21 protein-coding genes are annotated in these 17171 nt (G+C 71.6%); 10 read left to right on the forward strand and 11 right to left on the reverse strand.

Annotated features, from left to right (window positions below; translation table 11 throughout):
* Positions 1-30 precede the first annotated feature (30 nt).
* The 4 genes from DEI85_RS16685 (at position 31) to DEI85_RS16700 (ending at position 2698) form a co-directional block, all read left to right on the forward strand.
* Entirely contained in the window at positions 31-909 is an 879-nt protein-coding gene (locus DEI85_RS16685; protein ID WP_111124060.1) for a helix-turn-helix transcriptional regulator, read from the forward strand.
* A gap of 131 nt (positions 910-1040) precedes the next feature.
* Positions 1041-1244, forward strand: a complete 204-nt coding sequence (locus DEI85_RS16690; RefSeq protein ID WP_110862935.1) for a hypothetical protein — start codon at positions 1041-1043, stop codon at positions 1242-1244.
* A 54-nt stretch (positions 1245-1298) separates the two neighbouring features.
* Positions 1299-1508: a carboxymuconolactone decarboxylase family protein gene (locus DEI85_RS16695; RefSeq protein WP_110862936.1), complete on the forward strand. Its 210-nt coding sequence runs from the start codon at positions 1299-1301 to the stop codon at positions 1506-1508.
* Positions 1505-2698: an MFS transporter gene (locus tag DEI85_RS16700; protein ID WP_110862937.1), complete on the forward strand. Its 1194-nt coding sequence runs from the start codon at positions 1505-1507 to the stop codon at positions 2696-2698. Before DEI85_RS16695 ends, DEI85_RS16700 begins: the two co-directional genes overlap by 4 nt.
* A 9-nt stretch (positions 2699-2707) precedes the next feature.
* Here DEI85_RS16700 and DEI85_RS16705 read toward each other — a convergent pair whose 3' ends face one another.
* Together DEI85_RS16705 and DEI85_RS16710 are read right to left on the reverse strand one after the other, a co-directional pair.
* Positions 2708-3679: an NAD-dependent epimerase/dehydratase family protein gene (locus DEI85_RS16705; RefSeq protein WP_111124059.1), complete on the reverse strand. Its 972-nt coding sequence runs from the start codon at positions 3677-3679 to the stop codon at positions 2708-2710.
* Between the two features lie 152 nt (positions 3680-3831).
* The gene (locus DEI85_RS16710) at positions 3832-4317 is read right to left on the reverse strand and encodes a DUF4126 family protein (RefSeq protein WP_181435457.1); all 486 of its coding nucleotides are present in this window, start codon (positions 4315-4317) and stop codon (positions 3832-3834) included.
* A gap of 129 nt (positions 4318-4446) precedes the next feature.
* On the opposite strand from DEI85_RS16710, the gene DEI85_RS16715 reads away from it, so the two are divergent.
* Positions 4447-5097, forward strand: a complete 651-nt coding sequence (locus tag DEI85_RS16715) for an NAD(P)H-binding protein (RefSeq protein ID WP_111091331.1) — start codon at positions 4447-4449, stop codon at positions 5095-5097.
* 108 nt (positions 5098-5205) lie between these two features.
* Here the strand turns inward: DEI85_RS16715 and DEI85_RS16720 are convergent, their stop codons facing one another.
* Positions 5206-5907, reverse strand: a complete 702-nt coding sequence (locus DEI85_RS16720; protein WP_110862940.1) for an SDR family oxidoreductase — start codon at positions 5905-5907, stop codon at positions 5206-5208.
* Positions 5908-6002: 95 nt separating this feature from the next.
* Between DEI85_RS16720 and DEI85_RS16725 the strand changes: the two genes are divergently transcribed.
* On the forward strand, positions 6003-6398 hold the full coding sequence (locus tag DEI85_RS16725; RefSeq protein ID WP_110862941.1) for a MerR family transcriptional regulator: 396 nt from the start codon (positions 6003-6005) through the stop codon (positions 6396-6398).
* A 59-nt stretch (positions 6399-6457) separates the two neighbouring features.
* On the opposite strand, the gene DEI85_RS16730 is transcribed toward DEI85_RS16725, so the two are convergent.
* The 8 genes from DEI85_RS16730 to DEI85_RS16765 all read right to left on the reverse strand — a co-directional run bounded on the left by DEI85_RS16730 (position 6458) and on the right by DEI85_RS16765 (position 15021).
* Positions 6458-7735, reverse strand: coding sequence for a family 1 glycosylhydrolase (locus tag DEI85_RS16730; RefSeq protein WP_111124057.1), 1278 nt, complete (start codon positions 7733-7735; stop codon positions 6458-6460).
* 53 nt (positions 7736-7788) lie between these two features.
* Positions 7789-8661: a carbohydrate ABC transporter permease gene (locus DEI85_RS16735; protein ID WP_071404106.1), complete on the reverse strand. Its 873-nt coding sequence runs from the start codon at positions 8659-8661 to the stop codon at positions 7789-7791.
* Positions 8658-9611, reverse strand: coding sequence for a carbohydrate ABC transporter permease (locus DEI85_RS16740; RefSeq protein WP_110862926.1), 954 nt, complete (start codon positions 9609-9611; stop codon positions 8658-8660). Before DEI85_RS16740 ends, DEI85_RS16735 begins: the two co-directional genes overlap by 4 nt.
* Before the next feature lie 25 nt (positions 9612-9636).
* Entirely contained in the window at positions 9637-10902 is a 1266-nt protein-coding gene (locus DEI85_RS16745) for an ABC transporter substrate-binding protein (RefSeq protein ID WP_111124056.1), read from the reverse strand.
* Between the two features lie 134 nt (positions 10903-11036).
* Positions 11037-12047: a LacI family DNA-binding transcriptional regulator gene (locus tag DEI85_RS16750; protein WP_111124055.1), complete on the reverse strand. Its 1011-nt coding sequence runs from the start codon at positions 12045-12047 to the stop codon at positions 11037-11039.
* A 71-nt stretch (positions 12048-12118) separates the two neighbouring features.
* Positions 12119-12859 carry a response regulator transcription factor gene (locus tag DEI85_RS16755; RefSeq protein WP_111124054.1) on the reverse strand — a complete coding sequence of 247 codons (741 nt, stop codon included), beginning with the start codon at positions 12857-12859 and terminating at the stop codon, positions 12119-12121.
* Positions 12856-14199, reverse strand: a complete 1344-nt coding sequence (locus DEI85_RS16760) for a sensor histidine kinase (RefSeq protein WP_111124053.1) — start codon at positions 14197-14199, stop codon at positions 12856-12858. Before DEI85_RS16760 ends, DEI85_RS16755 begins: the two co-directional genes overlap by 4 nt.
* Before the next feature lie 129 nt (positions 14200-14328).
* Positions 14329-15021 carry a DUF6766 family protein gene (locus DEI85_RS16765; protein ID WP_258370038.1) on the reverse strand — a complete coding sequence of 231 codons (693 nt, stop codon included), beginning with the start codon at positions 15019-15021 and terminating at the stop codon, positions 14329-14331.
* 245 nt (positions 15022-15266) lie between these two features.
* Here DEI85_RS16765 and DEI85_RS16770 point away from each other — a divergent pair, with 245 nt between their 5' ends.
* From DEI85_RS16770 to DEI85_RS16785, 4 genes are all read left to right on the forward strand, one after another.
* Positions 15267-15491 (forward strand): hypothetical protein, encoded by a 225-nt coding sequence (locus DEI85_RS16770; protein ID WP_111091324.1) that lies wholly within the window; start codon positions 15267-15269, stop codon positions 15489-15491.
* Positions 15492-15496: 5 nt separating this feature from the next.
* Positions 15497-15676, forward strand: coding sequence for a hypothetical protein (locus tag DEI85_RS16775; RefSeq protein WP_111191851.1), 180 nt, complete (start codon positions 15497-15499; stop codon positions 15674-15676).
* Positions 15673-16152 (forward strand): hypothetical protein, encoded by a 480-nt coding sequence (locus tag DEI85_RS16780; RefSeq protein ID WP_110862919.1) that lies wholly within the window; start codon positions 15673-15675, stop codon positions 16150-16152. Before DEI85_RS16775 ends, DEI85_RS16780 begins: the two co-directional genes overlap by 4 nt.
* 61 nt (positions 16153-16213) lie before the next feature.
* On the forward strand, positions 16214-17167 hold the full coding sequence (locus tag DEI85_RS16785) for an AraC family transcriptional regulator (protein WP_110862918.1): 954 nt from the start codon (positions 16214-16216) through the stop codon (positions 17165-17167).
* Positions 17168-17171: the final 4 nt, after the last annotated feature.

Here is a 17171-nt window from a genome sequence, read left to right on the forward strand (position 1 = left end):
GCGCCGGACGGGGCGAAGTACCGTGACGGCATGAACCACCGCGACGAAGCGCGCGACTTCCTCTCCAGCCGTCGCGCCCGCATCACCCCCGAGCAAGCCGGCGTCGAGACCTTCGGCACCCGGCGCCGCGTGACCGGGCTGCGCCGAGAAGAGGTCGCCCGCCTCGCCGGCTTCAGCATCGACTACTACACGCGACTCGAGCGGGGGAACCTGCAGGGCGTCTCCGAGAGCGTGCTCGACGCCATCGGCCGCGCCCTGCAGCTCGACCCCGCCGAGCAGGAGCACCTGCGCGACCTCGCGCAGCACCAGAACGAGACCCCGCGTCGCGCCGGTCGTGTCGTGCCCGTCGCCGCCGTCCGACCCGAGCTGCAGTACCTGCTCGACGTCGTCACGGACGCCCCGGCGATGATCGTCAACAACCGCCAGGACATCGTCGCCGCCAACGCGCTCGGCTTCGCGATGCACTCGGACCTGGTCGCGGCACCGGCGCGGCCGATGAACTTCTCGCGCTTCATCTTCCTCGACCCGCAGGCGCGGAACTTCTACCAGGACTGGCAGCGGGCAGCGCACACGAACGTCGCGATCCTGCGGCGCGAAGCGGGCCGGACGCCGAACGACAAGGACCTCGCCGCGCTGATCGGCGAGCTGTCGATGCGGAGCGACGACTTCCGCGAACTCTGGGCAGCGCACGACGTCCGACGCCACTACGCCGGCGTGAAGTCGTTCCGGCACGGCGTCGTCGGACCGCTCGAGCTGCACTGCCAGACCCTCGAACTCGCCGAGGACCCGGGACTCGCGCTCACCATCTACCCGGCGACCCCGGGCAGTCCCACGGCCGACGCCCTGCGGGTGCTGGCCTCGTGGGCGGCGACCGAGGGCATCGCGGAGCGGGCGCGTCAGCTCGCCTGATGCGGTGGTCGCGGCCACTGACAGCCGGGAGGCGCGGTGCCAGCCGGCACCGCGCCTCCCGGCCGTGACGTGGTCGCGTCGCACGAGCGCACCAAGTGTCCACAGCCACGACGAGGAAGGGCGCATCCAGCATGAACGACACCGACTCCGTCCGGACGGTCCTCCCCGCGCCGTCGGCCGGGGGCCTCGGCCGACTGCGGTTCCGGCTGCGCGCCGAGCAGGAGATCCACGAGCTCACCCGCGATCGCGAGCTCGAGGAACGGGTCCGTGCCGAGGCGGCAGTGCGGCTCGCGCCCGGCCCCTGGCACCTGGGGGAGTTGTTCCGGCGTCGATGAGCGGAGAGGGGGGAGGACAGCACCTGTCACCGGACGAGGTGCAGGGCGCCGTCGCTGCCCACCCGTGAACTCCTGACCCTCGCGCTGCTCGCGGCGCTCGGCGGGGCCGACGCACAGGTGCAGGGGCACGTGGCCGGCAACCTGAACGTCGGGAACACCCGCCAGCCGATGCTGGACGTCCTGACCGTGCTCGTCCCGCTCATCGGCTACCCGCGCACGTTGAACGCCCTGGCCGCCCTGAACGAGGGAGCACCCGCAGCATGACCACGGACCACTCGATGTCGACGGGCCGGACCCTGCTGTTCGCCGTCGCCGGGGGAGCGGCGGTGGGCAACCTGTACTGGTCGCAGCCACTGCTCGACGACATCGCATCGTCGCTCGGCACCTCGGCGTCGCTCGCCGGGCTGCTGGTCACGCTCACCCAGGTCGGCTACGCCCTCGGCATCCTGCTCGTCGTGCCGCTCGGGGACGTCCTCGACCGCCGACGCCTGATCCCCTGGGTGCTCGTCGCCTCGGCCGTCGCGCTGCTGCTCGCCGCGATCGCGCCGAGCTTCGCGACGCTCCTGGTCGCCCTCGCGCTGGTCGGGCTCACCACGGTCGCCGGGCAGCTCCTCATCCCGCTGGCCGGGGACCTCGCCGACCCCGCGCAACGCGGACGCGTGGTCGGCACGATCGCGTCCGGTGTGCTCACCGGCATCCTGGTGTCGCGGACGATCAGCGGCCTGGTCGCGGACGCGTTCGGGTGGCGCGCGATCTACGTGTTCGCCGCCGTCGTCGCCCTCGTCCTCGCGGTGCTGCTGCGCCGAGCCATCCCGCAGCTCGAAGCCCGCGGCAAGGTGCCGTACCCGCAGCTCATCCTGTCGGTGTTCCGTGCCGTCCGGACCCACCGGACCGTGCAGGTCACGCTGGTGATCAGCTCGTCGGTGTTCGCCGTGTTCACGATGTTCTGGACCGCGCTGACGTTCCTGCTGAGCAGCGACCCCTACGACTTCTCCACCAGCAGCATCGGGTTGGTCGGGCTGGTGGGGCTCGCGGGTGCCGTGGCGGCGCAGCGGGTCGGGCGACTGCACGACCGGGGGCTGTCGGTACCCGTCACCGGGGGAGCGATCGTGCTCCTGCTCGTCTCCCTGGTCGTCGCCGGGGTCGGTGCGCACTCGATCGTCGTGGTGCTGCTCGCCGTGCTGCTGCTCGACGTCGCGGTGCAAGCGGCGAACGTGCTCAACCAGACCCGGCTCTTCTCGGTCGACCCGGCCGCGCGGAGCCGGCTCAACACGGCGTTCGTCACCTCGAACTTCATCGGCGGTGCGCTCGGTTCGGCGCTGGCGTCGGTGCTGTGGAACGCCGGGGGCTGGACGGCGGTCACGATCGGCGCCGCGGTGTCGGCGGGGTTCGCCGCGACGGTCTGGGTCGTGCACCGGAACCGCGGGCTCGTGGTCGAGCCGGAGCGGACCTGACCGCGGGACTCAGCGGACCAGGGGGTTCGTGACCTCGAGCTCGCCGTGGTCGACGAGCCAGCGCACGGCGTCCAGCACGGTCTCCTCGGCGGTGAACGCCGGTGCGTAGCCGAGCAGACGACTCGCCTTCTCGGTGCTGAACACCTGGCTGCGGGACAGGTGCTCCCAGCTGGCGTCAGCGTGTTCCGGAGCCGTGGTCTCGCGGAACCGGTCCCAGGTGACGGAGTCGAGCCGGGCCTCCTGGCCGAACCACGACGCTGCCAGGTGGGCGTACCCGCGCACGGTGAGCGCCGTCGGAGCCGTGACGAAGAAGTCCTCGCCCGCCGCCGCATCGCGGTGCTCGACCGCGAGCTGGAACGCCTGCGCGACGTCGTCGGCGTGCACGTGGGCCATCGTCTCGGCGCCGAGACCGGGGACCTCGAGCGGTTCGCCGGCGGACAGTTTCGTCAGCACCGAGGGGTCGAGGTTGCCGAGCGGACCGATCGGCGTCCAGCCCGGACCGCTGATGTGACCGGGGTGCAGCGACGTCGTGACCAAACCGCCTGACGCGGTTTCTTCCTTGAGCATCCGGGCGATGGCGTCCTTCTGGACGCCGTAGTCGCCGAACGGCGGGGTCGCGTTCTGCTCGGTGATCGGCAGCACGTGCGAGACACCGGCGCGCCAGATCGAGCCGCAGTGCACCAGGTGCGTGCCGGTGCCACGGAGCGCGTCGACCATCGCTGCGGCCGAGGACTCGGTGAAGCAGACGAGGTCGACGACGGCGTCGGCACCGAGCGCGGCGATGCGGCTGCCGAAGGTGCCGTCGCGGTCCTCCTGCTCGCGGTCGGCGGTGATCCGCTCGACCTGCTGCCACTCGGGGGCGTCGGCGTACGGGGTGCTCGTGCCGCGCGTGACGGCGACGACGCGGTGACCCGAGCGGACGAGGCGGGGGACGAGGAACGACCCGATGTGGCCGGTGGCTCCGATGACGACGATGTGCATGAGGGCCACCGTAGGCCGAGGCGTGCGGATCGTGAGCAGGAACGGTCGGGTGCGGCGGTGCGACCCGACCGTTCCTGCTCACGAAGCGCGCACGCTGCGAGTGCGGCGAGCGCGACGCCCGCGGCGAGCAAGCGCGGCACGCCGGGCCACGCTCAGTCGGCGGTGATGACCTTCACGGAGCCGGCGATGGCCGCAGCGTCCTCGGCGAGCGCGACGACGGGGTCGGGCAGGCCCGCACCCCCGAGGGCCTTGCGCGCACCCCAGCCGACGAAGCTGCCGACCAGGGCACCGAGGCCACCGAGGATCGCGCCCTCGATGCGCAGGTCACGCTTGCCGGTGGTGCCGAGGGCGGCGCCGGCCAGGGCACCGGACGCGACACGTCCGAGCAGCGCGGAGGGGGCGATGCGGTTCGGGGTCTTCGGCAGCTTGTCGCCGATGAGCTCACCGACGGCGGAGGCGACGAGCAGGCCGCGGCCGACCGGGGTGCTGAAGACCTTCCACTGCTGCCACGAACCCTTCAGCGAGGACCGGTCGTGGTTCAGTGCGAGGACGGCGAGCGGGGTGGCGCTCCGGCCGCCGCTCATGATGCCGAGGACCAGGGTGCGGACCAGGGTGTGCTGCTCGTGCTGCTTGCTCATCGTGACTCCTGTCGTGTTGCCCCCGACGGTACGCACGGTGACCTCGGGTGTTCCGAGCATCGCGGGCGATCGCCGGGCGCACGTCCGGCGTTCCCCGGGCACGGAGCCGCCCCGAGTAGCGTCCGGCGCATGAGCAACGTCATCGTCCTCGGCGGCCACGGCAAGGTCGCACTCCTCGCCACCCGCATCCTGTCCGAGCGCGGACACACGGTCACCTCCGTCATCCGGAACGCCGACCAGTCCGACGAGATCCGGGCGCACGGCGGCGAACCGCACGTTGCGGACATCCAGCAGCAGTCCCTGAACGACTTCGCCGAACTGGTCCGCGGGCACGACGCCGTGGTGTGGTCGGCCGGTGCCGGTGGCGGTTCCGTCGACCGGACCTGGGCCATCGACCGCGACGCTGCGGTGCTGTCGATCCAGGGGGCGAAGCAGGCCGGCGTCGACCGCTACGTGATGGTGTCGTGGTCCGGCTCACAACTCGACCACGGGATCCCGCAGGACCAGGACTTCTTCGCGTACGCGCAGTCGAAGATGATCGCCGACGCCGTGCTCCGCGACTCGGGGCTGCAGTGGACGATCGTCGCCCCGAGCACCCTCACCGACGACGAGCCGACCGGCTCCGTCGACTGGGACGGCTCGCCGACCCAGGTGCCGCGGGGTGACGTGGCGCACGTGGTCGCCGACGTCGTCGAGAACCCCGGCACGGCAGGCAACACCTTCCGGTTCAACACGGGGTCGACCCCGGTGGCGGAGTTCCTGCGCGCCGACGCGGTCTGACCAGGACCAAAAGACCCACGGACGAACGGGGTCGCGGCGGTCCTCCCGCCGCGACCGGCGTCCCTCTGTCAGGAGTGAGCCGAGCTGCCCGTCGTGTCGCCGCGGCACTCAGGCCATCTGCGCGTAGAAGCGCTCCGGTGCATCGGCGAGTGACGCCTTCACCATCCGGCTCCAGTCGTCGACCAGCACCTCTGCCACGCCGCGCTCCACACCGTCGAGTGCCGCACGAGCCACGTCCGTCGGGTCCGTCTTCGGGCCGTCGTAGTCGCCCATCATGTCGGTGTCGGCCGCACCGAGGTGGAGTCCCTGCACGCTGATGCCCCGGTCGGCCAGCTCCAGGCGGACCGCGTTCGTCATGTTCCACTCGGCCGCCTTCGCCGCGGCGTAGCCACCGGCGCCGGGTGCCGCGAACCACGACAGTGCCGACAGCACGTTGACGATCGCGCCGCCGCCGTTGTGCTCGATCACCGGCGCGAAGGCGCGGATCATCGACAGGCTGCCCCAGAAGTGCGTGTCCATGGCCTTCCGGACGATGGCCAGGTCGTCGGTCACCAGGGATCCCTGCGTCGAGATGCCGGCGTTGTTCACGAGCAGCGTCACGTCGCCCGCGGCGGCGGCCACCGCGTCGACCGAGGCCTGGTCGGTGATGTCGAGGGGCAGCGCGACGACGCCCTCGACGTCGACGAGTTCGGGGCGGCGTGCGGTCGCGTAGACCTTCGACGCGCCGCGCTCCAGCAGCTCCAGGGCGAAGCGGCGTCCGATGCCGCGGTTCGAGCCGGTGACGAGTGCGACCGATCCAGCGATGTCCATGGTGTCTCCTCCTGCCGCGCGGGTGTCTCCTGCAGCGGCTCGGCTACGCTAAGACCTCACATCCATGTCAGGGGCAAGCCCGGATCGGAGCACACATGCGCATCGGAGACCTCGCCGCCGCGACCAGCGTCAGCGTCCGCTCGCTGCGGTACTACGAGGAGCAGGGACTGCTCACTGCGTCGCGTACCGCGAGCGGGCAGCGGATCTACACGGACGCAGCCGTCGAGCGGGTCCAGCTCGTGCAGCAGCTGTTCGCCGCCGGGCTCGCGAGCCGCACGATCGTGCAGCTGCTGCCCTGCGTCGACCGTGGGGAGTCGACGCCGGAGTCGTTCGCGCTGCTCATCGGAGAGCGGAATCGGATCACCGCGCAGCTGGCCGAGCTCGAGGCCGTCCGGGGGCGGCTCGACCAGGTCATCGCGATCACCGAGCACCCCACCGCCGAACACTGCCCGGCGCTGCGTGACCGGCCTGCTGAGCCGGTCGCGGCCTGAGACGCGGCACCGGGACGGACTGGAGGCGCGGGACCGACCCGACCCGCGCCTCCAGTCCCTCAGGTGGTCGCGGACAGGGCCGCTGCCACGGCCTGTTCCTGTCGCGAGTGCGCGGCGAACGCGTCGGCGACCGGGTTGCGGCGACGGTCGAGGCCGCCGGCGCCGTCCTCGACGAGGTCGAAGAGGCCCATCGTGAGCAGGTGCTCCTGGCGTGGGGCTTCCGTGTGCCGCCAGGTCCACTCGTACATGTCGAACAGCGGCCACCAGGTGTAACCGACGACCGGCAGCCCCTCGTCGCGGAGCTCCCGCACGGCCGTGACCGAGGCGTCCAGCCAGCCGATGCGCTCCTCGACCGAACCGGTGACGCACGTCTCCGTGAGCATGACCGGGGCACCGTAGCGCTCGGCGTAGGTGGTGAGCACGTCGCGGAGCCCCTCGACGCCGGTGTCCTCGTAGGGCCGCGGGTCGGCGAACCCGCCGCCGTGGTGCACCCCCGCCTCGAACACCTCGGTGGAGTGCAGCGGGTAGTAGTTGACGCCCATCACGTCGGGCCGGACCGCGTGCTGCCGGAACCAGTCGAGGTCGGCGTCGGTGACGCCCCCCGAACGCAGCCGACCGACCAGGGGGTGCGCGTCGTCGACGCCCCCGGTGACCAGGTCCTCGACCAGGAACGTCTGGGCGCGCAGGCGGGCGACCGTGTCGCGGTGTTCCGGGGCGTCGACGTCGCCGACGTACCGGATGCCGGCGTCCACGTGCACGAAGGTGGCGGCGTCTCCGAGTTCGCGGGCGATCGCGTGCTGCGTCGAGACGAACCCCTTCGCCAGGGCGGACGCGATCCGGGCCGACCCCTCGGCGCCGGTCAGGTACGGGGGCCAGTACCCGTACTCACCCGAGAACAGGGCGTGGATGACCGGCTCGTTGACGGGCGTGTAGTCGGTGGCGACGTCGCCGTACCGCGCCGCGAACCGGGCGGCGTAGTCGGTGACGTGCGCCGGGTAGTCGGGGTGGGCGAACTGCCCGTCGAGCCAGAGCGGTGTGCCGTAGTGCAGCAGGTCGACCACGGGCCGCAGGCCGGTCTCGCGGAACCGCGCCATGACGCCGTCCACCCACGACCAGTCCCAGACGCCGGGCTCGGGGGCGACCCGGTACCAGGGGACACCCCAGCGCAGGAGCTCGGCGCCGACGTCGACCGCCAGCCCGAGGTCGGCGGCGTACTGCCGGTAGTGGTCGGTGAGCTCGTACTCGTCGATGGGCCGTTCGCCCGGTCGGGCCTGCGGGACGAAGGTGTCCTCGATGCCCAGGGCGAAGTGCAGCCTGCCGTCGTCGGACCAGTGCATGGTGTCTCGTTTCGTGGTGGGCACGGCCGCTCCGGGCCTGTGCGGTGTCGTCGTCACTTGAGCCCGGTGCTGGCGACGCTCTCGATGAAGCGGCGTTGCACGAGCAGGAACATGACGGCGAGGGGCAGCACGGCGATCAGGGCGCCGGCCATCATCACGCCCTGCGGGATGATCCCGCCGGGCCCGGTCAGCAGGGTGAGGCCGGACGTGATGGTCCCCATGTCCTGGTCGGTGGTGAACACCAGCGGCCAGAGCAGGTCGTTCCAGTTGTTGACGAAGGTGAAGATGCCGAGGGTGAGCAGGGCGGGGACCGCGTTCGGCAGGACGACGCTCCGGAAGATCCGCCACTCCGAGGCCCCGTCGATCCGCGCGGCGTTGTCCAGGTCGCGGGGGAGCGACACGAAGAACTGACGCAGGAAGAAGATCCCGAAGGCGTCGGCCGCCCGCGGCGCGATCAGCCCCGCGAACGTGTTCACCCACCCGAGGTCGGACACCAGTTGGTAGATCGGGATGAGCGTCGCCTGGAAGGGGATCATCAGGCTGGCGACGATCACGATGAGCAGCACCTTGCTGCCCCGGAAGTCGAGCCGCGCCAGGGCGTAGGCGGCGAGCGCGTCGAACGCCAGCGCGAACACCGTCACACCGCCGGCGAAGGCGAAGCTGTTCAGGATGAGCCGCCCGAACGGCAGCTGCGTGAAGATCGCCCGGAAGTTGTCGAGCGTCCAGGTGTGCGGGAACAGCGTCGGCGGGTAGGCGTTGACCTCGCTCGCCGGTTTGAACGCGGTGAACACGATCACGAGGACGGGGAGCAGCACCGCCAGGGTCACGACGGCCACGGCGGCGAAGCCGAGCCACCGCATCGACGGCTGTCGACGGGCCACCGTGCTGCGTCGGACGACGGTCGCGGGACGGGGGAGCGCGGTCATGATGCGGTGTCCTCTCCGCGCTTCCCGAAGAACAGGAACTGCACGAGGCTGAGCAGCAGGGTCGCGATGAGGAGCACGTACGCCAGGGCGCTCGCGAACCCGAGGTCGAGGTCCTTGAAGCCGGACTGGTAGATCTGCATGACGATCGTCTCGGTCGACCGGTACGGGCCACCGCCGGTCAGGACGTAGATCTGGTCGAACGCCTGCAGCGCGGCGATGAGGGCGACGATCACGACGAACGCCATCGTGTTGCTCAGCATCGGGAAGGTGACGTTCGCGAACCGCTGGCGGCTGTTCGCCCCGTCCAGCTGCGCGGCCTCGTACAGGCTGGTGGGGATCTCCTGCAGCCCGGCCAGGAAGATCACCATGTAGAAGCCGAAGTTCTTCCACACGGCCACGAGCACCACGGTGGGCATCGCGAGCGTCGGGTCCTGCAGCACGTTGCCGAGCCGGATGCCGACGAGCTGCAGCCAGTGGTTCAGCAGGCCGATCTGCGGGTCGAGCAGGTACGACCACGCGAACGCGGCGACGGCCAAGGACACGATGAACGGCAGGAACAACGCCGACCGGAAGAACCCGCGGAACGGCAGGGCCGGGTGGTTCAGCACGAGGGCGAGCACCAGGGCGACGACGATCGCGACGGGGGTGAAGAGCACCGAGTAGAGCGCGGTGTTGCCGATGGACCGCAGGACGTCGGGGTCGGTGAAGACCCGGACGTAGTTCGCGAACCCGATGAACGACGGGTCGCCGAACCCGCTGGCGTCGGTGAACGACAGCTGGAGCGCCGAGAGCATCGGCCAGAGCACGAACGCCCCGAGGATGACGATCGCGGGTGCGAGGAACCCGACGATGGTGGCGCGGCGGCGGAACGTGCCGTTCAGGGGCGATCGTCCGCCGAGTTGGCCCGGTGGTCGGTACCGACGGCGCCGGCCGAGTTGCTGTGTGGTCACGAGGGTCCTCCGAGGGCCGCTGCTGCTACTTCAGGGCCGACTGCACGTCGGCGTCGGCGGTGGCGAGGAGCGATTCGGGGTCCCCGCCGGCCATCGCCTTCTGGGTCGCGGTGTCCACGGCGGTGAGCACGTCAGCGCTGTCGACCACGCCGGGCAGGAGCGGGATCGTGGTGCCCGGCAGCCCGGTGAGCGTCGCGACGGTCGCGTTCTCGTCGACGTCGGCGGCGGTGACGTCGGTGCGGAGCGGCGGCCAGCCCGAGCCGAGGGCCCACTTCGTCGCGACGGACTGCTCGTTGAAGTAGCGCAGGAACCGCTCGGCTGCGGCCTGCTTCGCGTCGTCGGTCTGGGCCGTCACGCCGAGCGAGATGCCGATGGCCGAGGCCACCTGTGCTTCGGGGCCCGCCGGGATCGCGGCGATGCCGTAGTCGATGTCCGAGGCCTCGGCGACGCCGGCCATCCAGGGACCGCCGATCTCCATGGCGGTCTTGCCGGCCGTGAAGAGCTTGTCCGCAGCGATGCCGTCGACACCGGTCGGCGAGATCTTGTCGTCGCGCACCGCATTCGCCCAGTACTCGAGCGTCTCGGCGTTCGCGGCGGAGTCGATGGTGGACTTCGTACCCGCCTCGTTCGTGATCGATCCGCCGTTGCCGGCGAACAGGCTCGGCCAGATGCCGTTGCCGACGGTCTGGTGGTCCGGCAGCACGAGCCCGTACTGCTCGGGGGTGCCGTCGCCGTTCTCGTCCTTCGTGAGCTTCTTCGCGTCGGCGACCCACTCGTCCCAGGTGGTCGGGAAGGAGTCGATGCCGGCCGCTGCGAACAGCTTCTTGTTGTAGATCACGGAGAGCGGGACGAACCCGCTCGGCACCCCGTACTCCTTGCCGTTGACCCGCTCCATCGCGACGGCCTGTTCCTTCAGGTCCCCGGTGTTGTTGGCGGCGTCGGCGTAGAAGTCGCTGAGGTCGACCAGCGCCTTCTTCTGGGCGTAGACCGGCAGCCGGTCGGAGGTCATCGCGACGAGGTCCGGGCCCTTCTTCGCGGACAGGGCGGGGAGCATCGTGTCGTCGATCACGGCCCAGGTCTTCGTCTGGGTCGTGATGGTGACCTTGTCCTGCGAGGCGTTGAAGTCCTTGACGATGCCGTCCAGGACCTTGCCGTCGGCCTCGGTGTAGCCGTGCCAGAACGTCAGGTCGACGTGACCGCCGTCACCCGACGACCCGGGGGAGCCGGCGCACCCGGCGAGGGAGAGCGACGCCGCTGCTGCGAGCGCGACGACCGCGATGTGCTTCTTCATCGAAAACCTGCCATCCGTCCGGCACGTCGGTGTGCGGACCTCGTCCATCCCGGATTTACACCGGTGTAAATGTGGACAGTAGCCGGTGCTCGACCGCCCGGTCAAGGGGTCGGGGAGCACCCGTGGTCACCGGGTCAGGCAGAGACCGAGCGCAACGGTCCGGACGACGCCCGGACGACGAGCGCGTGCGGCGAGCGCAGCACCCCCGGTGTCGCCGGGGCACCCTCCTCGAGCTGGGCGACGAGCACCCCGACCGCCGTCGCCGCGACGCGGTCCAGGTCGGCCGACACCGTGGTCAGCGCCGGGGTCGAGTACGCCGACTCCTCGATGTCGTCGAACCCGACGACCGCGACGTCGTCCGGCACGGTCCGGCCCGCGAGCTGCAGGGCACTCATCGCCCCGAGCGCCAGCGCGTCGTTGCAGCAGACGATCCCGTCGACCGGCACGCCGGCGTCGAGGAGTTGGCGCGCAGCCGCCGCCCCCTCGGCCCGGTGCCACAGCGCGGTCGGCACCACCCGCTCGGGCGCGAACGGCACGCCGTGGCCGTCGAGCGCCTCGCGGTATCCCCGCAGTCGCTCCTGCGCCGTGCGCACGGGGCCCGACGGGTCGGACCCGATGAACGCGATCGACCGGCGACCGGCGCCGAGCAGGTGGGCGGTCGCGTCCCGCAGCGCGTCCGCGTTCGACATGGCGATGAACGGAAGGGGGGCGTCCGGGATCGGCTCACCGAGCACGACCAGGGGGAACTTCACCTCGAGCGCGCCGGCGTCGCTCGGCCGGACGGTCAGCGGGCTGTAGATGATGCCGTCGATCGAGTGCTCGCGCATCCGGGTGATCGCGTCCGCCTCGCGCACGCCGCTCGCGGTCTGCTCGATGAGCACCGTGTAGCCCACGGCTCCGGCAGCGCGGATGACGGCGTCGGCGAGTTCGGCGAAGTACGCCTGCCGCAGTTCCGGCACCGCGAGCCCGAGCACCTTGGAGCGTCCGGCGCGGAAGTTCCGGGCCGAGACGTTGAGTTCGTAGCCGAGCTCGTCGACGGCGGCCATCACACGGTCGCGCGTGCGGACGGAGACGTGTTCGTAGCCGGACAGCACGTTCGAGACGGTCTTCTTCGAGACACCTGCCACGGCGGCGACGTCGCTCATCGTGGGCGGAGAGCGGTGCCCCTGCGCCATCGGGCGCCCCCTCTCACGTGCGGACTGTGTTCGGCAGGAACCTACCGCACCAGCGTGGTGCGGACCGGACGGGAGGCCCGTGGCGGGCCCGCCACGGGCCTCCCGCTCAGGCTCGGTCGGCCCGTCCAGGGCCCCGCTAAGTCCGCCAGGAACCGCAGGACCGCGAGCACCCGCCGGTTCTCGTTCGGCGTCGCCTCGAGCCCGAGCTTGGTGAAGACCGCGGTGACGTGCTTCTCGACGGTCCCGCCGGACAGGAACAGCGTGTCCGCGATCGCGGCGTTCGACCGGCCCTCGGCCATCAGGCGCAGCACGTCGGTCTCGCGGGCGGTCAGCGAGTCGAGCGGACCGCTCGTGGTACGCGGCGCCTGGACGAGTGCGGCCGCCACCTCGGGGTCGAGCACGACGTTGCCCGCGGCGACCTGGTGCAGTGAGTCGATGAAGGTACCGACCTCGGCGACCTGGTCCTTGAGCAGGTACCCGACGCCGACGGTGGCGACGTCGAGCAGCGCCCGCGCCCACTGCGCCTCGGCGTACTGCGAGAACAGGAGCACCCCGACGTCGGGCCGGACGTCCTTCACCCGCACGGCCGCACGGACGCCCTCGTCGGTGTGGGTCGGCGGCATCCGGATGTCCATCACCACGACGTCGACCGCACCGTGCGCGACGGCGGCCACCGCAGCGTCGCCGTCCGACACCGGCACGACCTCGTGCCCGCGACCGCGCAGCAGGGACGTCAGCCCCTCGCGCACGATCGTGTTGTCGTCGGCGACGACGATCCTCACCGTTCGGCTCCGCTCGGCATGCGCAGCCGGATACCGGTCGGGCCACCGGCGGGGCTGTCCACCTGCAGGTCACCGTCCACGGCGCGCAGCCGTTCCAGCACGCCGGCCAGGCCGGTGCCGTGACCGTCGGGGGTGCCGAGGGCGACGTGTGCCCCACCGTGGCCGTCGTCCTCGACCTCGACGAGCAGGTCGGTGCCGAGCATGCCGACCCGGACGGCGGTGGCCGAGGCGCCGGCGTGCTTCGACACGTTCGTCAGCAGCTCGAGCACCCCGAAGTACGCGATGCCCTCGACGACGCGGGACGGCCGGACGGGCAGGTCGACCGACAGCGCGACGGGGAACGGGGTGCGGGAGCACGCCGAGGTCAGCGCGGCCTCGAGCCCCTCGTCGAGGACGGGCGGGTGGATGCCGCGGGCCAGGGCGCGGAGCTCGACCAGGGCCTCCTTCGTCGACGCGTGCGCCCGGTCGACCAGCGCGGTGACCGCGTCCGGGTCGGCGCCGGTCTGCAGGCGGTCGCGGGCGTCGCCGAGGGTCATCGCCAGGCCGACGAGCCGGGCCTGGGTGCCGTCGTGCAGCTCCCGCTCGATGCGGCGCAGGGTGGTGTCGGCGTCGAGCACGGCGGCGTCGCGCGAGGCCGTGACCTGGCGGAGCCGCAGGTCACGTGCGGTGGCACCGAGCAAGGCGCGGATGGCCACACGCTGCAGCGCCGCGAGCCCGTGGTTCACCGCGGGCCAGAGGAACAGCACGATGAGCAGGCCGAACACCGCGAACGCGGCCTGCATCGGCGGGGTGTCGACGTACACGCCGAGGAACTGCGCACCGCTGTGGAGCTCGCCGTCCGCGCCCCGCTGCGCCGGCAGGAAGTGCCCCCACGCCGCGTGGGTCATCGCGCCCAGGCCGCTGACGAGCACCGCGGTCGAGACGGCGAACGTGGTGGTGGTCAGCACGAACCCCGCGAGCAGGTACGCGAACGCCCGCCACGTGGGGCCGTCCGACAGCCGGGCGAACGCGGTGCCGAGCGGCGTCGAGCCCGCTCGGGGCGGTGCCGGGGCGACGACGGCCTGCCCGAGCAGCGCGGCGGACATCCGGCGGGTGACCGCGGCGAACCAGTGCGACCCACCGAGCAGGAACGCGGCGACGACCAGGCCGACCCAGGTCAGCGACACCGGGATGCCGACGGCCAGCACCACGACGAACCAGGCCAGGGCGGCGATCGCGATCGGCAGGTGCGCGGCGTGGAACGCGAAGGCCCGCCACGTACTGCCGTCGGCGACGGCGCGGAACGGTCGGAACCGGGGGACGGTGGTGGGTTCGCCCGGGGTGGCGACGGCGGTGTACATGCGGACCTCTTCGTGTCGGTGACGAGCTTATTGCCCGGCACCAGCCTCGCCGTGGGGGTCCGCCCGCACACCGGTGCTGCCCCCCGTGGTCGGTGGGGAAACCCCGCGATCGTCGTCAGCCGGGTCCGGTCAGGCGCCGGTCTGCTCCGTCGGTGCGGCCACGGCCTTCGACTGGCTCGACCCTCGTTGCCGCAGGGACACGGTGGCGATCACCATCACCGAGATGACCAGGAACTCCGACTGCCAGTTCTGCATCGACTCGAACCAGAACTGGCTCGTGCCCAGGTAGCCCCACGCCGAGACGACACCGCCGCCGTGCTCGAGCTGCTCCTCGTTGTAGGCCGCCGCACCACCGATCAGGTGCCCCACCACACTGCCGAGGAACAGCACCGCGAACAGGATGAGCAGGGAGTTCTCGTACAGCACGAGCACGATCCCGCCCCGGCGCACCGGCCACGGAGCCTTCGGGTCGTCGGCGTGCTCCCGTGGGTCCTCGTCCTGCGGGCTCTCCTCGTCCAGCGGCTCGGACTCGCTCGACCCCTTCTGGAACAGGAACACCGTGAACACGATGTACGCGCCCATCTGCAGGAACTCGCTCTCCCAGTTCTCGAACGTGGCCTCGGCGAAGTCGCCGCTCGTCAGGAAGCCCCAGAGCGACTCGGCCACCTCGCCGTGCTGGAGCGCGTCCGCCACGGACACCCGCCACCCGGCGAACACCATGCCGATGAAGCACACGACGAAGACGGCGACGTTCGCGAGGAGCAGGCCGTGCCGTCGCACGCGCTGCCACCCGCCCGATCCGTTGAGCAGGCCGAGGGTCACCGGGTCCTCCGTTCGTCGTGTCGAGGCCATCCTGGTCCGGACACGACGAACGCCTTCGCAGGGCCGTCCTGGCCGGATCGCGCTGGTGCGCCACCCCGTTCCGGACACCTTTCGCAGCCCGGCTGTCCGACTTTCGCCGTCCGGCCCCGGTTCGTCCACGGCCACCGGGGAGCACGACCTACCGTCGATCCCACCCCGATCGACAGGACCGCCGGCGAGGACGCAGAGAGGAACGGACCCGAGCGATGACCACCACGACCACCTTCACCACCGACACCGCACTCGCCCCGAAGCACGCCCACACCGCCGTGGCCCGCCGTGCACGCTGCGTCTCCGAGCGCAGCCCCTTCACCGAGATCCGCGAACAGGCGCGGCTCCGGACGCTCATGGTCGCCGCGACCGCGACCGGGATCGTCTCGGTCACCGCCACGACATCCGCGGCCGTCGTCGTGATCGGCCTCGGCGCATGATCCCCGTGGCCCACCCCTCCGACGACGACGCGATGGACGAACTCCGGGCACAGCCCTTCGAGTGGCGCCGCCGCGGCCTGATGCCCCCCATCGAACTCGAGGCGCTCATCGCCCGGCGGCTGTCCGGCGTGGTGCGGGGCGTCCCGGCTGATCCGACGTACGCGGACTTCTTCGTCGCAGCGTGAGCGCCGTCACCCTCGTGGCCGAACCGACCGTCTCGTCCGGAGCGCCGGTCGGGTTCGGAGCGCTCGACACCGTCCGCCACCGGCACGACGAGTGGATGCGCGGACTGCTGGCGCACGAGGCCGCCCTCGACGACCCCCGGGACCGGCTGCTCGCCGTGTTCACCCACCTGGAGCACCGTCTCGTGGCCGACGGGCACCGCGCGTGGTCCGGCGCGGCCCACGGCGGAGCTGGAGCCGCCGCCGACGGAACCGACCTCAGCGACCTGCTGCACGACCAGCTGCGGCAGGTCGAGGCACACGTCGCCGAACGCTGCGCTGCGGCCGCGTTGCCGGTGCACCTCGGCCAGGCGCTCACCCTGCTGCTCCACGGAGCGCACGTCGAGGCGACCGTCCACCGCTCGGTGCAACCGGTCCGCACGGCCCGGACCGCCGCGGCGATGTTGCTCGCGGTGCACGAGGGTGACGCCCTGTTCTGACCGCATCTGGACAATCGCGCGATGGGCCCGAACCGGGGTGTGAAACTACTGCTCGAGCGACATGAACGACGACACCGAGCAGCCCGCGCGTATCCGGGTCGACGAGCAGGGCACGGACCTCGCAGCTGCGAAGCAGACCCTCGCGACCGCGTACGACGGCATCGAGTGGCACGCCGACACCACGGGCGACGGGTTCGACTACCGGTACACGGCGGCCGGCGACGGCACGATGACACTCCGCGCCGTGCGCTTCGGTGGACGCCTGACGGGTGAGATGCCCGCCGGTGACGACTTCGTCGTCCAGTGGATCACCCGCGGGCTCGGCGTCCTGGGCGACGGCGGCTCCGCCATCCACCTCGTGCCGGGGCGCCCGCAGATGTGGCCGAACGAGGCGTTCCCGTTCCGCTTCGAGGACTACGACCAGCGGCTCGTCCAGGTGAACCGCAGCGCCGTCGAGGGAGTCGCAGCCGAGCGTGGCCTGTCGCTCCGCCGCTTCGACCACACCGCCCAGATCGACGACGCGGCGATCCGGCAGTGGCGGCAGACGGTCCAGCTCATCTCCGCGACGACCCTGGACCGACAGGCGTCCCCGCTGCTGCAGGCCGAGATGGGCCGGCTGGCCGCGGTGTCCCTGCTCGAGCTGTACCCCCGCGCCACCGCCGGCCTGCCGCACGAACTCCTGCTCCCGCAGCACCGTCGGATCCGGCAGGTCGTCGAGTACGTCCACGAGCACGCGCACCTGCCGATCACCAGCACCGACCTGGCCGAGATGGCGCACCTCAGCCTCCGCGCCCTGCAGGCCGCCTTCCAGCGGCTGCTCGGCATGTCGCCGAACGCCTACATCCGCTCGGTGCGGCTCGACCGCATCCGGACCGAACTGCTGGCGTCCGACCCGGCCACCACGAACGTCGCCGACGTCGCCCGCTACTGGGGCTTCGCCCACGCCGGCCGGTTCTCCGCCGCGTACGCCGACCGGCACGGCGAGTACCCGAGCGAGACGCTCCGACGCTCCTGACGGC

This window comes from Curtobacterium sp. MCBD17_026, assembly GCF_003234895.2.
Taxonomy (GTDB): domain Bacteria; phylum Actinomycetota; class Actinomycetes; order Actinomycetales; family Microbacteriaceae; genus Curtobacterium; species Curtobacterium flaccumfaciens.

What these genes read in the sequence shown, in the direction of transcription:
- DEI85_RS16760 (WP_111124053.1), bottom strand. Translation starts at nt 14,199, where the DNA reads ATGTACACCGCCGTCGCCACCCCGGGCGAACCCACCACCGTCCCCCGG.
- DEI85_RS16720 (WP_110862940.1), bottom strand. Translation starts at nt 5,907, where the DNA reads ATGGACATCGCTGGATCGGTCGCACTCGTCACCGGCTCGAACCGCGGC.
- DEI85_RS16750 (WP_111124055.1), bottom strand. Translation starts at nt 12,047, where the DNA reads ATGAGCGACGTCGCCGCCGTGGCAGGTGTCTCGAAGAAGACCGTCTCG.
- DEI85_RS16725 (WP_110862941.1), top strand. Translation starts at nt 6,003, where the DNA reads ATGCGCATCGGAGACCTCGCCGCCGCGACCAGCGTCAGCGTCCGCTCG.
- DEI85_RS16705 (WP_111124059.1), bottom strand. Translation starts at nt 3,679, where the DNA reads ATGCACATCGTCGTCATCGGAGCCACCGGCCACATCGGGTCGTTCCTC.
- DEI85_RS16700 (WP_110862937.1), top strand. Translation starts at nt 1,505, where the DNA reads ATGACCACGGACCACTCGATGTCGACGGGCCGGACCCTGCTGTTCGCC.
- DEI85_RS16745 (WP_111124056.1), bottom strand. Translation starts at nt 10,902, where the DNA reads ATGAAGAAGCACATCGCGGTCGTCGCGCTCGCAGCAGCGGCGTCGCTC.
- DEI85_RS16785 (WP_110862918.1), top strand. Translation starts at nt 16,214, where the DNA reads ATGAACGACGACACCGAGCAGCCCGCGCGTATCCGGGTCGACGAGCAG.
- DEI85_RS16710 (WP_181435457.1), bottom strand. Translation starts at nt 4,317, where the DNA reads ATGAGCAAGCAGCACGAGCAGCACACCCTGGTCCGCACCCTGGTCCTC.
- DEI85_RS16735 (WP_071404106.1), bottom strand. Translation starts at nt 8,661, where the DNA reads ATGACCGCGCTCCCCCGTCCCGCGACCGTCGTCCGACGCAGCACGGTG.
- DEI85_RS16770 (WP_111091324.1), top strand. Translation starts at nt 15,267, where the DNA reads ATGACCACCACGACCACCTTCACCACCGACACCGCACTCGCCCCGAAG.
- DEI85_RS16685 (WP_111124060.1), top strand. Translation starts at nt 31, where the DNA reads ATGAACCACCGCGACGAAGCGCGCGACTTCCTCTCCAGCCGTCGCGCC.
- DEI85_RS16715 (WP_111091331.1), top strand. Translation starts at nt 4,447, where the DNA reads ATGAGCAACGTCATCGTCCTCGGCGGCCACGGCAAGGTCGCACTCCTC.
- DEI85_RS16690 (WP_110862935.1), top strand. Translation starts at nt 1,041, where the DNA reads ATGAACGACACCGACTCCGTCCGGACGGTCCTCCCCGCGCCGTCGGCC.
- DEI85_RS16730 (WP_111124057.1), bottom strand. Translation starts at nt 7,735, where the DNA reads ATGCACTGGTCCGACGACGGCAGGCTGCACTTCGCCCTGGGCATCGAG.